General features: G+C 40.6%; 14 protein-coding genes. 9 read left to right on the forward strand and 5 right to left on the reverse strand.

The window, feature by feature from the left end:
* Positions 1-12: 12 nt before the first annotated feature.
* Positions 13-480 (forward strand): dCMP deaminase family protein, encoded by a 468-nt coding sequence (locus JWQ34_RS03145; RefSeq protein ID WP_299353789.1) that lies wholly within the window; start codon positions 13-15, stop codon positions 478-480.
* A gap of 73 nt (positions 481-553) precedes the next feature.
* Here the strand turns inward: JWQ34_RS03145 and cmk are convergent, their stop codons facing one another.
* Complete coding sequence (gene cmk, locus JWQ34_RS03150) at positions 554-1,228, reverse strand: (d)CMP kinase (RefSeq protein ID WP_299353792.1); 675 nt, start codon at positions 1,226-1,228, stop codon at positions 554-556.
* Positions 1,229-1,345: 117 nt separating this feature from the next.
* On the opposite strand from cmk, the gene arfB reads away from it, so the two are divergent.
* Positions 1,346-1,756, forward strand: coding sequence for an alternative ribosome rescue aminoacyl-tRNA hydrolase ArfB (gene arfB, locus JWQ34_RS03155; protein ID WP_299353794.1), 411 nt, complete (start codon positions 1,346-1,348; stop codon positions 1,754-1,756).
* Here the strand turns inward: arfB and JWQ34_RS03160 are convergent.
* Both JWQ34_RS03160 and lon read right to left on the reverse strand, forming a co-directional pair.
* A complete protein-coding gene (locus JWQ34_RS03160; RefSeq protein ID WP_299353796.1) occupies positions 1,753-2,721 on the reverse strand; it encodes a lipid A deacylase LpxR family protein in 969 nt (322 codons plus the stop codon). The two genes, arfB and JWQ34_RS03160, sit on opposite strands and share 4 nt — an antisense overlap.
* A gap of 68 nt (positions 2,722-2,789) precedes the next feature.
* Complete coding sequence (lon, locus tag JWQ34_RS03165; RefSeq protein WP_299353799.1) at positions 2,790-5,270, reverse strand: endopeptidase La; 2,481 nt, start codon at positions 5,268-5,270, stop codon at positions 2,790-2,792.
* A 360-nt stretch (positions 5,271-5,630) separates the two neighbouring features.
* Here lon and JWQ34_RS03170 point away from each other — a divergent pair, with 360 nt between their 5' ends.
* Positions 5,631-6,260: a tetratricopeptide repeat protein gene (locus JWQ34_RS03170; RefSeq protein ID WP_299353802.1), complete on the forward strand. Its 630-nt coding sequence runs from the start codon at positions 5,631-5,633 to the stop codon at positions 6,258-6,260.
* Here JWQ34_RS03170 and JWQ34_RS03175 read toward each other — a convergent pair.
* Positions 6,257-6,835 (reverse strand): hypothetical protein, encoded by a 579-nt coding sequence (locus tag JWQ34_RS03175; protein ID WP_299353805.1) that lies wholly within the window; start codon positions 6,833-6,835, stop codon positions 6,257-6,259. The two genes, JWQ34_RS03170 and JWQ34_RS03175, sit on opposite strands and share 4 nt — an antisense overlap.
* 22 nt (positions 6,836-6,857) lie before the next feature.
* The gene (gpmI, locus tag JWQ34_RS03180) at positions 6,858-8,381 is read right to left on the reverse strand and encodes a 2,3-bisphosphoglycerate-independent phosphoglycerate mutase (protein WP_299353808.1); all 1,524 of its coding nucleotides are present in this window, start codon (positions 8,379-8,381) and stop codon (positions 6,858-6,860) included.
* Between the two features lie 138 nt (positions 8,382-8,519).
* On the opposite strand from gpmI, the gene JWQ34_RS03185 reads away from it, so the two are divergent.
* The 6 genes from JWQ34_RS03185 to plsY all read left to right on the forward strand — a co-directional run bounded on the left by JWQ34_RS03185 (position 8,520) and on the right by plsY (position 14,142).
* A complete protein-coding gene (locus JWQ34_RS03185) occupies positions 8,520-9,539 on the forward strand; it encodes an alpha/beta fold hydrolase (RefSeq protein WP_299353810.1) in 1,020 nt (339 codons plus the stop codon).
* Positions 9,540-9,714: 175 nt separating this feature from the next.
* Positions 9,715-10,389: a DUF4397 domain-containing protein gene (locus JWQ34_RS03190; RefSeq protein ID WP_299353813.1), complete on the forward strand. Its 675-nt coding sequence runs from the start codon at positions 9,715-9,717 to the stop codon at positions 10,387-10,389.
* Positions 10,390-10,462: 73 nt separating this feature from the next.
* Positions 10,463-11,041: a sigma-70 family RNA polymerase sigma factor gene (locus tag JWQ34_RS03195; protein ID WP_299353816.1), complete on the forward strand. Its 579-nt coding sequence runs from the start codon at positions 10,463-10,465 to the stop codon at positions 11,039-11,041.
* Positions 11,031-12,305, forward strand: a complete 1,275-nt coding sequence (locus JWQ34_RS03200; protein WP_299353818.1) for an outer membrane beta-barrel protein — start codon at positions 11,031-11,033, stop codon at positions 12,303-12,305. The genes JWQ34_RS03195 and JWQ34_RS03200 overlap by 11 nt, the downstream gene beginning before the upstream one ends.
* A gap of 243 nt (positions 12,306-12,548) precedes the next feature.
* Complete coding sequence (gene nadC, locus JWQ34_RS03205; protein WP_299353821.1) at positions 12,549-13,394, forward strand: carboxylating nicotinate-nucleotide diphosphorylase; 846 nt, start codon at positions 12,549-12,551, stop codon at positions 13,392-13,394.
* Between the two features lie 94 nt (positions 13,395-13,488).
* Positions 13,489-14,142: a glycerol-3-phosphate 1-O-acyltransferase PlsY gene (plsY, locus tag JWQ34_RS03210; protein WP_299353824.1), complete on the forward strand. Its 654-nt coding sequence runs from the start codon at positions 13,489-13,491 to the stop codon at positions 14,140-14,142.
* Positions 14,143-14,211 lie beyond the last annotated feature (69 nt).

Below are 14,211 nucleotides of genomic sequence, written 5' to 3' on the forward strand. Positions count from 1 at the left end.
TCAAAACTACTAATGAACAAACCAAGTTTCGATACCATATTCATGAAACTGGCTACCGACCTGGCCTTGCGCTCACATTGCGTTAAGGCTCATGTTGGGGCGGTTTTAGTACGCGATACGCGTATTATTTCTATTGGCTATAACGGCCCGCCTGCGGGCACACATAACTGCGACGAAGAATGGCCCGAAGCCGGTTGCCCGCGCGATTCGAAAGGTAGCTGCTCATTAGCCTTACATGCCGAGGAAAATGCCATACTATATGCCGTAAAAAGCGGCGCCAAGTTGGAAGGGGCTACGCTTTACACCACACTATCGCCATGCATAGCTTGTGCCCGGTTGATCTTTTCGGCAGGAATTAAACATGTTTATTTTGATAAATCATACGCCAAATACAAAGGCATAGCCAACGATGAAGGGGTTGATTTTTTAAATAAGTTTGGTGTGCCGACGGTGCAGTTGGTGGATGATAACCTTAACTAAGATTTACAAGATCAGAGGACTAGAAGTTATATTCTTGACCACAGGCATCCTAAAATCTTTAAATCCTAAAATCTTAGTGTATTAACGGCTTTACCAGGTCCAGTGCAAACTCCAATTGTTCATCAGGAGTAAGGTCTGTGTTATCTAATATAATAGCATCGTCCGCGCGGGTTAGCGGGCTTTCTTTTCGGGTGGTATCCGCATAATCGCGGTGTGCAAGGTTCTCAAACACCTCCTCCAAAGTCATGGCAGGGTTGGTAGGCAATAGCTCTTTATAGCGGCGCTCTGCACGTATTTTGGGGTCAGCAGTCATGAATAACTTTACCTGGGCGTGCGGGAATACTACCGTACCAATATCACGGCCATCCATCACTATGTCTTTTGATTTGCCCATGCGTTGCTGCTGGCGCACCATTTCTACACGAACCTCATGTATGGCAGCCACTGCACTAACCTTATCAGCTACATGCATCTGGCGTATTTCGTCAGATACATCCTCATCATTTAAGGTGATATGTGTCTGGTAGTCGCGCGAGTGAAAATTGAGGTGGATCTTATCCAAAGCTTCTACCACTTGTTTGTGGTTTTGCAGATCAACATTATTGCGGATAAAATATAAAGCTACAGCGCGGTACATTGCGCCACTGTCAGCATAAATAAAATGAAGTTTTTTAGCCAGGGCTTTTGCTAATGTGCTTTTTCCGCACGAAGAATAGCCATCTATAGCTACTACAATATTGCTGCTCATATCTATTTACGAAGGTAGAAAAAAGTTGGCAGTTTACGGTTGGCAGTTTGCGGACTTTAAATTCCAAATCAAAGCCAACTGCAAACTAAAAATTGCCAACTTTCTTTACATTTGTTTATGAATATCTCTAAACCCTTCTTGCAGAAGGAAACTTTTTATAAGGCATCGCGCAGCGGGGGCAAAGGCGGGCAAAACGTAAACAAAGTATCAAGCAAGGTAGAGTTATTGTTTTCTGTAAATGATTCGGCTTTGTTTACCGATGACGAAAAGCTATTGCTTAATGAAAAACTGCAAAATCGTTTAAACAAAGATGGCTATGTACAGGTAATTTGCGATGAAGAACGCAGCCAATATTTAAACCGTGAAAAAGCTTTAGAGCGATTGATTATATTACTAGCCCGATCATTACAAATACAAAAACCACGCAAAGCAACCAAGCCCAGCAAAAAAGCAAAAGCCGAACGCTTAGACAATAAAAAAATACAGTCGGTAAAAAAAGAAGGCCGGAAACGTAATTTTGATATTTAGTTAAATCGGTATAAAGCGGTTATCGATCCCCATCCGTGAGTCCAAACCATTTCTTTGGTATCTTTAGTATGGAACGTGGCTTCCGCATCAAAAACCCAACGATTAGTGGTATAAGTAACACCCACCTCATTACTCATCATTATGGGTTCCGGATGACCAGTAACTTCCATACTTGACGGATCATTATGGCTTTTAAACAAACTACCTTGTACTGTAGCATCATAACCTATATAATTAACCATTGGCTTGTAATACAAAAAGAACTCGTGCTTGTGTAACGGAGTAACATTGCCGGCTATAACCGTACTCTCTGTACTGGCCGAATTAAATAACTGGTTAAAATTACCTATCCGCAATAACGACCCAACGCCGGCACCTGTAAAACCGTTACCCAAATTAGCGTAGGATGCTAATGATATATCAACATTAGTAATGCCTTTAACTTTATTAAATCTGCCTAATAATTTGTTATACTCTGCCGATAAGTTAAGCTCAACATCATTTTGTATTTGGAATTCCCAGCCGGTAGGCGTGTAAAAACCAAAAGTCTTATGTACCCAAGTCTGCGCGTTCTCTGCACCTGATGCCGGGCCCACTAAACCTAATTGAGCGCCAAATTTAAGGTTGCTTTCGTTTTTGTATAAGAAATTAAGTGTTGAGCCAGCGAATAAATAACCAGCAAAAGGTCTGTCAACATAATACGCATTTGGTATGTTACCACCACGCGGGTTAAATATTTTTTGTCCCAGCTCAAATCCTAATACTTTGTTTTGTAAAGTGCTGTTGTTTTTAATATCCAACGCATGGCGATAGAAAAAAAATAGGCCATCGGTATAATACCTGTCAGCACCCTGAGCGAGGTAAGAGTCGTTATCAGATTGCAAGCCAAACTCGCTGCGATGATTTTGCGCCAAAGCGCCTAAGGCTGTGAAAATTAATAGCAGGGGTAAAATTAATTTCTTCATTAAGTGTTAGTGTAATTGTTATTATAAACGATCTCCTCGCGCATCGTCAAAAAATAACAAGTTATAATTTAGTTAAGTATTGGTTTAATTTCTTCTTTAATTGTCAAATCAATGGCATCGCTAACCTTTTCATCCAGCAGGGCCAGGTTAATTACCTCACGCATTTCTGTTACGTAATGAAATTTAAGATCCTTAATATAGCCCTCTTTTATATCCAAAATATCTTTTTGGTTTGATTTGCAAAGAATGATCTCTTTAATATTGGCACGTTTAGCGGCCAGTATTTTTTCTTTGATACCGCCAACAGGTAATACACGGCCGCGTAAAGTGATCTCGCCGGTCATAGCCAAATGAGGTTTTATTTTACGTTGCGTAAATGCCGATGTTAAAGCTGTTAACATAGTCACACCTGCCGATGGGCCATCCTTAGGTGTAGCACCTGCCGGAACGTGTACATGTATATCCCATTGCTCAAATAATTTCTGATCGATATTGAAGTAATTAGCATGCGCGCGCAAATAAGCAAGCGCTATGGTTGCCGATTCTTTCATTACATCGCCTAAACTACCCGTAAGCGTTAAGCGGCCTTTACCGGGGCTTAAGCTGGCCTCTATAAATAATATATCGCCACCTACTGATGTCCAGGCCAGGCCCGTTACCACACCGGCAACATCATTACCTTCGTACAGATCCTTATCAAATATTGGTGCACCAAGAATAGTTTCAACATCCTGTTTGCTTACAACGGTATTATAAGGCTCTTCCATAGCAATGTTTTTAGCAGTGCCACGTACTACCGAGCCTATCTTTTTCTCCAGGCCACGCACGCCCGATTCGCGGGTATAATCCTCTATCAGTTTTTCCAGCACATCAGCTTTAAGTGTAATATCTTTCAGCTTTAAACCATGTGCTTCGCGTTGTTTAGGTACCAGGTGTTGTTTAGCTATTTCTATTTTTTCTTCAATAGTATAACCGTTCACCTCTATGATCTCCATCCTGTCAAGCAATGCCGGCTGTATGCTGCTTAATGAATTTGCTGTCGCGATAAACATTACGTTTGACAGGTCGAAATCTATCTCTACATAATGATCATAGAATGAGCTGTTTTGTTCAGGATCTAACACTTCCAGCAAAGCTGATGATGGGTCCCCCCTAAAATCGTTCCCTACTTTATCTATCTCGTCCAAAATAAATACCGGGTTAGCGGCACCGGCTTTTTTAACCGATTGGATGATCCTGCCCGGCATAGCGCCGATATAGGTTTTACGATGACCGCGTATCTCGGCCTCATCACGTATGCCGCCCAAAGCCATACGCACATATTTACGGCCCAATGCTTTGGCTATTGATTTACCCAACGATGTTTTACCAACCCCCGGAGGGCCAACCAAACAAAGTATAGGCGCTTTCATATTATGTTTTAGCTTCAATACCGCCAGATATTCAATAATACGGTGTTTAACTTTATCTAAACCAAAATGGTCTTTATCTAATACCTTTTGGGCACGTTTAAGATCGAAGTTGTCTTTGGTAAATTCATTCCATGGCAGATCAAGCAATAGCTCCAAATAATTTATCTGTACCGAGTAATCGGCAGCTGCAGGGTTAGTGCGTGTTAGTTTTTCAACCTCTTTATCAAAGTGGGTTTTAACCTCAACGCTCCATTTCTTTTTTGCAGAGCGCTGGCGTAGGCTGTCAATTTCCAGGTCGGGGGTGTTGCCGCCCAATTCTTCCTGTATAGTTTTTATCTGCTGATTTAAAAAGTAATCGCGCTGTTGTTTATCCAGGTCTACACGTACACGGGTTTGTATCTGGTTCTTTAATTCCAGCAATTGCAGCTCCATGGTTAAATGCTCTAAAACCAGGTTAGCCATATCACGGCGGTTAGTTACTTCCAGCAATTTTTGCTTGGCTGTCATATCAGCATTCATGTTTGACGATATAAAATTCATCAGGAATGAAGTGCTTTCAATATTACGGATAGCTATACCTGCCTCGCTTGGGATGTTTGGCGAAAGCTGTATGATATTCATCGCCATATCCTTTATTGAGGATATCATGGCTTTAAACTCTTTATCTTCTTTTGATTTTTTTACCTCTTTAAAAGGCTCAATAGTAGCTTTAATGTATGGCTCTGATTGTACCTCTTCTTTCAAGTAAAAACGTTTTTTGCCTTGCAGAATAACGGTTGTGTTACCATCGGGCATCTGCAGCATTTTTATAATCAGGGCTACGGTACCAATTTTATTTAACTGGTTAAAGGTAGGGTCCTCAATAGCAACATCTTTTTGTGATACCACACCTATCATGCGGCTGCCTTTATTGGCATCGCGTATTAATTTGATGGATTTATCGCGGCCAACCGTAATTGGTATAACCACACCGGGAAATAAGACAGTATTGCGTAAAGGCAGAATAGGTAAAAACTCAGGCACCTGCTCATTATTCATCTCCTCTTCGTCTTCTGTTGACATCAGAGGGAAAAATTCCGAATCTTCATTTATCACTGGTAAAACATTTTTAAAATCAAACGGGTCAAAACTCATCAATACCTTTTTTTATAAAAATAAACGTCATGTTGTCAGCTTCCAATATAATACAGGCTTTAACATAGCTAAAATTAACGGCTACTACATAACTAATGCTATATTTCAAGACTTATGCCAAGTTAAGACAATATGCTTACAACAATTGCTTTGATTAGGTATCAGTTTGATTATTTGTGTTTTACAAATTTAAACCCTTTTTGTTAAATGTGATTAAATATATTGGTAAAGATGAAAAAAAGTCATACTCTTGCGCCGCACATTTTAGGTGCAGCAATGTTTTTTCAATAAATTAATTGCAATACATAATAATTTATAGTTGCAGGAGTTAACTATATACTATCTGTTTAACATATAAGCTTAATGAGGTTACCGATCCTAGTATCTTTCCTGGTCATATCTTCTGTTGAACATGCGGCATCACAAAATGCCTATATTAGATTAGGGCAACAGGCTTACATTGAGGGGAATTTTAAGGCAGCTATAACACAACTTGAAAAAGGCCGCTTAATAGATTCAACCAATGCCAATGCTTTATACATGCTGGGTTACTCTTATTACCATAGCGATAATTACGTAAAATCAATCACTGCCTTTACCAAAGAAATAGCATTGGAGCCTGCCGAAGCTCACGCGTACTATTACCGGGCAAGGGCCCAGGCCCGTTTGGGTGCCGATAGCAAGATTCCTGCTGATAAAGAAAAATATTTACTGGGTGCTATTATTGATTTTACTAAAGCCATTTCTATAAATCCTGCTGATACTAAACTAACTGTTTTTTATCAAAATCGAGGTATTGCTTATAGGGAGTACGGTTTATTCAGGCTACAGCCCACCTCTAAGTTTTTTGATAGAGCCAGGGGCCAAAACGCTTTAAAGGCATCAATAAACGATCTGCAAAAGGTTTTAGAAGCTGATAGGTCACGGGATGATATATCGTCATTGATTGATCTATCTAAAGAAAAACTAGCCTCGGCTGTGGGCCATCACTAATTTAAGCTTCCTTTTATAGTATAGTTGTTGGGTGCCAACAAGCCTATTTTACGCGTATACCGGTTATCGCCAAATAAACTTATTTGTTGAAATTTTTGTATAATATATAAAGAATCGGGGTAATAGCTCAATGTCTCTGTGGTATGATACAGTGTGTTTTTAGTGCTATTATATATCAATATCCACTTAATTTTATCGCCATTTTTAGTAATAATGATAAGCTGCGTCTTTAAATCGAAGGTTTTTGCACGGTAAATCAAAGCATCTCCACTGTCTTGAATATTATAGCTATCGCGCCACGCTGGTTTATTAATATCCGAGTTGATAAACAAACTTAATTCCGACCCCCAATTGTTAATATGTACTTTCTTAGTTTCGCTAACACCGTTGTGCCTTACAGTTTTTAGGGTAAGGTGGTTTAACTTGGTTAGGCGCAAGCTATCAGCATGAAAATAACCTTTTATATCAAAGTATTTTGGTGCAGTTTGTATGTTGTCTGGTTTGCAGGAGGTGAGGAAGGCGATGAAAGAAATAATTAAATAAACAGCAACAGCCTTCCTGGGGGAAGGCTGCATGCCTGTTATTTTTAAATTATAGTTACACCAATACATTCCCGCTCATTTCTTCAGGGATAGTTACACCTAAAATATGCAATACGGTTGGAGCAACGTCGCCCAGCTTGCCATCTTTTACCTGGGTAACATCCTTATCAATTACAATGCAAGGCACAAGATTAGTTGTATGCGCGGTGTTTGGCGTGCCGTCATCGTTTATCATGTAATCGGCATTGCCATGGTCGGCAAGGATGATGAAAGAGTAGCCGTTAGCAATGCCTGCTTCTACCACATCCCGGCAGCACCTGTCTGCAGTTTCTGCCGCTTTTACAACAGCGCTGAAAACACCGGTATGGCCAACCATATCGGTATTGGCAAAATTTAGTACTATAAAATCGGGCCATCCGCTTTTAAGTTCGGGGATGATCGCATCGCGTATACCCTCGGCGCTCATTTCGGGTTGCAGATCATAAGTAGCAACTTTTGGTGATGGCACCATCAGGCGTTTTTCGTTGGCGAATTCTTTTTCACGCCCGCCCGAAAAGAAGAACGTTACGTGCGGGTATTTCTCCGTCTCCGCTATGCGGATCTGGTTCTTACCGGCATCCTGCAAAATTTCACCTAATGTTTTGGTTAGGTCCTCTTTGGTAAATACCACTTTAACATTCTTAAATGTTTCGTCATAAGTGGTCATAGTGACATAGTACAAGCTTAACGGATGTAGATTATACTCTGGGAAAGCCTTTTGCGTAAGTGCTACCGTAATTTCGCGCCCTCTATCGGTACGGAAATTAAAGCATATCACTACATCGCCTTCTTTTATTATAGCCAGGGGTTTGCCCTCACCACTGGTTTTAACCAAAGGTGGCATAAACTCATCAGTAAGATCTTTTAAGTAAGCTTCTTTTATAGACTGTTGTATATTGTCTGTTGGTTCGCCAATGCCGTGTACCATTACATCATAGGCCTGTTTAACGCGCTCCCAGCGGTTATCGCGGTCCATAGCATAATAACGGCCAATTGCTGACGCCAGTTTAACCGGCGTGTTGGTAATGTGATTCTCCAGATCAGCAATAAAGCCCAGGCCCGATTTTGGGTCGGTATCACGTCCATCTAAAAAAGCGTGAACAAAAACATTGCTCAGGCCAGATGTTACTGCTGCATCGCACAATCCTTTTAAATGTTTTATATGCGAGTGCACACCACCATCAGACACTAAACCAATGAAGTGTACATCCTTGTTATCTTGTTTAGCATAATCAAAAGCGCTTTTTAAAACCGGGTTACTCACCAGCTCATTATCGTCAACCGCTTTGTTTATGCGGCCAAGTTCCTGGTAAACGGTGCGGCCGGCACCTAAATTCATGTGCCCCACTTCCGAATTGCCCATCTGCCCATCAGGTAAACCAACGGCCAAGCCTGATGCTTCCAGTTTTGAGTTTGGATATTGAGCAATCAACGAATCAAAAAACGGAGTTTTCGCTGCCAATATAGCATTCGATTGATCATTACGACCGTAACCCCAGCCATCTAAAATTATTAATGCGAGTTTCTTTTTGTTTTCCACGGTGCAAATATAAAGGGGAGAGGGGATAGATTATAATTTATTTAGCCTCACGCAAACCCCTCTCTAAAGCGAAGGTCTTTAAATTGCATTACCACATTCTTTTCAATAGCTTTATCCCACCAATTATTCCTCATCTATATGAAAAAACTTATTCCTATACTATTATTATCCTTAGCTGCTACCTTATCCCAGGCTCAAAAGAAAACCGACAGACAACAAGTAGCCACCATAGGCGATCTTAAAGTAGCAGGCGGTATTATTGCTGATTGCAAGATTGGCTATCGCACCTATGGCAAACTAAATGCCGAAAAATCTAACGGCGTGCTAATGCTTACCTGGTTTGGCGGGGTGTCAAAAAACCTGGAAGGCCCCGATACCTGGCGAGCCATTGATACTGCCCGATATTTTGTAATGATTATTGACGCGCTGGGCGATGGTATTTCGTCATCACCATCAAACAGTGTTAAGCAGCATGGCATGAAGTTTCCGGCTTTTACAACTGTTGATATGATAGAGAGCCAGCACCGCCTGCTCGTTCAAAAATTTGGTATTACGCATGTTCATGCTATAACCGGGATATCAATGGGCGGTATACAAACCTTTCAATGGGCGATAACCTATCCGGACTTTGCCGATATATTGATCCCCATAGTTGGCACACCGCAGTTTACCAGTTATGATATGATGCGTGGCGAGATCTATCGCCGCCTGCTTGACAGTGATCCGGAATATAATCACGGCAATTATAAGACTAATCCAAAGATTACCGTTATAAATATGTTTTGGGAAATGCTGTTAACCACCCCGACCGAAAAAGTACGGGCACACCCGCATGATACCTTTAATAAATGGCTGGCCGATGTTGAGGCCCAGCAACATAGCGACTGGAACGATACCTTTTACCAATCAGCCGCCTTAGAGCAATTTGATATTGCTAAAGATTATAACAGTTCACTAAAAGAAGCTGCTACGCATGTCAAGGCAAAAATGCTTATCATAACATCCTTACAAGATCATATTGTTAACCCCAAACCGGCTATTGATTTTGCGAAACTGGTAAATGCGAAACTGGTAATGATCGACAGTGATGCCGGGCACCTTGCAGGCAATTTTGGTAATGGTGATGCGAGGAAAGCGATGATTGAGATATTGCAATAGCATTACTCTTTATTTTAAAGAACCCTCTTTTCCGCTTGCGAAGGGAGGGTCGACAGGCGAAGCGATGTCGGGGTGAGTAATCGCCTCAAAAAAAAATTAAACCCAACTGTAGCGAAACATTCATACCCCTCGTTTCATCAGATAAGAGATTAAAATACTTTTATCAATTATCACTATGAAACATCTAAAACTATTTGCCGCTGCAGGTTTGATCATTTTAACCGCCGCAGGGTGTAAAAAAACAACTTATGATCCGCCGCCGGTTATATCGGCGGTATCATTTTACAACGTTTCGCCTGATGCACCGCCGGTAAGCATTTATTTAAACACCAATAAAATACAATACGATTCATTATTGTATAAGGGTAATATTGATTATGTAAACGCTTATTCTGGAACCCGGGAAGTAAGTGCCTATAGAAATAACGAGAAAAAGATTTTTAAATCTATAAACTTTGCCGAAGGTAAATTCTATTCGGTTTTTTTAACGGGTAACTGGAGTACTGCCGAGTTTGTATCACTGGACGACAGCCTGACACGCCCGGCAGTGGGTAAAGCCAATATAAGATTTGTAAATATGAGCATAGGCTCACCGACCCTTGATTTAGGCCTAAACACCGGGACCACGCTTATTGCAGGCAGGGTTTATAAAGCAAATAGCGCTTTTACTGCAATTGATGGTGATAAACAATATACTTTTGTAGTAAGGGAACATGGCACTACTGTTAACAAAGTTACTATACCATCGGTAAACATAATAGCAGGACATAGCTATACCATTTGGGCGCGGGGTATATACACAGCCACAGATGGCGCGGCCCTTGGGGCAGATATTGTAAGAAATTACTAACCAACATACTATATAACTAATAATGCTAAAACCATTGCTCCTGTTGGGCAATGGTTTATAATTTTTATTACAGGTGCTAAAAAAAGAGCCGGCTTTAAAAGATCTTATTGAAGGGTGTGTAAAAAAGGATTATAAATGCGAGGAGCTTTTATATAAAACCTTTTATGGTTACTTGTCGGGCGTAGTTTTTAGATATGTGAAACAAAGAAGCAGCCAAACCGAACTGGTAAACGATGCTTTTTTGAAGATTTTTAAAAAAATAGGCGATTTTGTATTTAACGGCCCGCCTGATGAGTTACCTAAAGCATTTAAAGGTTGGATAGGCCGTATAGCCGCTAACGTAGCTATTGATAGTATCCGCTCAAAAAAGGTATTGTTATATGTAGATGATATTGCTGATGATAAAACAATGAAAATAGCTGTTGAAGCTCCCGATAATTTATCATTTCAAGCTATTGTGGCGCTTATTGATGAGTTGCCCCCAATACAGCAACTGATATTTAATATGCACCAGATCGAAGGCTTTAGCCACGAAGAAATAGGAAAGCAATTTCAAATTCCGCCGAGTACCAGCAGGGTGTATTTAACAAGAGCAAGGATAAAGCTTGCAGATCTCTATCAAAAAAGTATGATGACGTATTATGAAAAATGAAAGTAATTTTCTTAATGAGATAGAGGATACGCTGCATGCTTACGAAGATGCATACGTGCCCGGTGCGTGGGAGGTGTTTCAGCAAAAACGCAAACGAAGACGCATGGCTATGCTGTTTTTTAGAGTAGGTGCGGCTGCGGCTGTTTTATTATTGGTAGGCTATGGAGCAATGCAGCTTTTTGCAAAACAGGATGCGTCAATGCAGCTTATGCAAACAAAAAATAAAATACATCAACCATTTGTTAAGCCTTTAAAATCGGGCGATGAAAATATTACTGCCGGTAATACAATTGGGATTGATAAGGGTGTTATGCATAACTATCGCGATACAATAAGGCCCATGCAAACATGGACAAAGCATAATACCGCAAAATCAATTCAAAACCTGGCAAGATATGCCCCTGCCAACCAACCTGCTACTTACAAGGATAGTACAACACTCATTGTCAATAATAAAGCTGTTAAACCCAATAATGCTTTTAAAGTGGGTGAAAAGTTGGCTGTTGCCATTGATACCGCCCGCCCGGTTAAAACTGCCGCAGGGGTAGTGCCGGGCAGCGTATTTGCTAATAACGAAACAGAAAAGCATAAAGCAGATAACAAGCCGGTGTATGACTTGTTGGTAAAAAGTAAAACAAACCAACAACTATCTCCGGTAAAAACAAAAACTAAGAGCGTGACCTATGCGGTAATTGTCTCGCCCGCGTTGGGTAATCAAAAAGTTAATTTTGGTACAGGTGTGCAGGTGTCTTATCACTTTAACAATAATTTGTCTATTAGCAGCGGGTTAGCCTATTCATCACTAAATGCCACGTCAGCCGGTAACCCTGGTACCGATCCGCATAAAAAGGTACAGCAAGTTGATTTGGCGTTATCGGGTTTTGAAGTGCCTATAGGATTGCAATATAAAACCAATAATGGCTTCTATGTATCTGCCGGGGTAGTAGGTATGTCGGTTTTAAACAATCATCTTAGCTATAATTATTTAACAGAAAGTACAATTACCGCCGCCGCGTCAACAAACGCCTCCGGCACCGGCCCTTCGCTGCAGTACCTGTCGGTTGTAACACAACAAAAAACAGAGGAAAGCAAAGAAAAGATCAATAATTATATGGGCTTTTATATATTATCAATAGGTAAAAAGAAGGCCGTTGGCCGCAACCAGATCAACTTTGGTCCGTTTTTAAGAGTACCTTTTGGCGCGGTATCGTCAGAGAAAATAAATTTGATGCAGGGGGGAATACATTTAGGTTTTGAGTTTTAAGATTGGCGATTAATGACATGTTAAAAAAAACATGTCATTTCGAGCGATAGCGAGAAATCTTATACGCCACGTAATGTCGATTTGCAAGGTGTATAAGATTTCTCACTCGTACCTCGGTTCGAAATGACAATTATTTTTAGAAAATGTGAGTCTGCACATCCCCATATCCGCACATTTGCACATCCTCAAACCATCACATCCAAAAAATGTTATTACTTTTGGAACTTCTAAAAAGTAACTGATTTGGATAAAGAACTTGTACGCCATTTTATAGATAATGCCCTTAAAGAAGATGTTGGTGATGGCGACCATACATCATTAGCCACCATACCCGCAGGTACTACAGGCAAAGCAAAACTGTTAGTTAAAGATACCGGCATCATAGCTGGTGTTGAGCTGGCCGAATATATCTTCCACCGGGTTGATAAGGGCCTTAAGCTAAACGTATTCATCAATGATGGCACCGAAGTAAGACCCAAAGACATTGTGTTTGAGGTTGAAGGCAGCGCCATCAGTATACTAACTGCCGAGCGTTTAGTGCTGAACTGTATGCAGCGCATGTCAGGCATTGCTACTAATACAGATCATATTGTCGACTTACTAAAAGGTACTAACACCCAGGTATTAGATACCCGTAAAACCACACCCGGTATGCGTTACCTGGAGAAATGGGCCGTACGTATAGGCGGCGGTGTTAACCATCGTTTTGGTTTGTATGATATGATATTGATCAAAGATAATCATGTTGATTATTCGGGCGGCATCCGGCAAGCTATAGAGAACGCGCATCAATATATAGCCGCTAATAATAAAAAGCTGGCTATCGAAATTGAAGTACGTAACCAAGACGAACTGGATGAAGTAATACGAACCGGGGGAGTAGACCGCATATTGCTGGATAACTTTAATTTCGCCGACCTGAAACAAGCGGTTAATATTATTGAAGGCCGTTACATTACAGAAGCTTCAGGCGGTATAACTGTAGACAATGTGCGCGAGTATGCTAATTGTGGGGTTGATTATGTTTCTATAGGTGCGTTAACGCATTCGGTTACCTGCCTGGATCTGAGCCTTAAAGCGGTTAAATAATTTACATTGTATTAATTTTATAGGAAATTGCCAATTGCGTTTAAATATGATTAAACTTGTTAGTACATTTTTCAATTTATAATATTGCGTTGATATGATCACCCCTTATTCAATTTCAGCGCTTATACTTGCTTATTTGTGTGGTTCTATCCCTACTGCGGTTTGGATAGGAATGGCGTTTTACGGGGTAGATGTAAGAGAGTATGGCAGCGGTAATGCAGGTGCAACCAATACATTTAGGGTACTGGGCAAAAAAGCCGGTATACCCGTAATGCTGCTTGATATTTTAAAAGGATTTACAGCCACTAATCTTGCTTTTTTTATTGGTGTTACTACAACCGGTGGGGTAAACTCTATCCCTTATACTAATTACGAACTGGCGCTCGGAATTGCTGCGGTAATGGGCCACCTGTTCCCGGTATTTGCGGGGTTTAGGGGCGGTAAGGGTATAGCCACCTTATTCGGGATGATACTGGCTATCCACTTTCATGCGGCATTGCTTTGTGTTATAGTATTTATTATAGTTTTATTAGTGTTTAGATACGTATCGCTAGGTTCTATACTGGCCGGATTTACCTACCTTTTAGGGGTTACGTTTATTTTTCCCAGCAATCGCTCGGTTGTAATTTATGGTATGTGTATGTGCCTGCTAATATTGGTTACCCACCAAAAAAATATTGAACGTTTATTAAAAGGCACCGAGTCTAAAGTAAATCTCTTTAAAAAGAAACAGCAGTTCAATAGCTAAAACATTCCCTGCCTTTAAAGTGTTATTTAAGTATCGTTATTAATTATTTATTCCAAAAATACCCCGATA

It is taken from the genome of Mucilaginibacter sp., assembly GCF_028288185.1.
Classification (GTDB): Bacteria; Bacteroidota; Bacteroidia; order Sphingobacteriales; family Sphingobacteriaceae; genus Mucilaginibacter.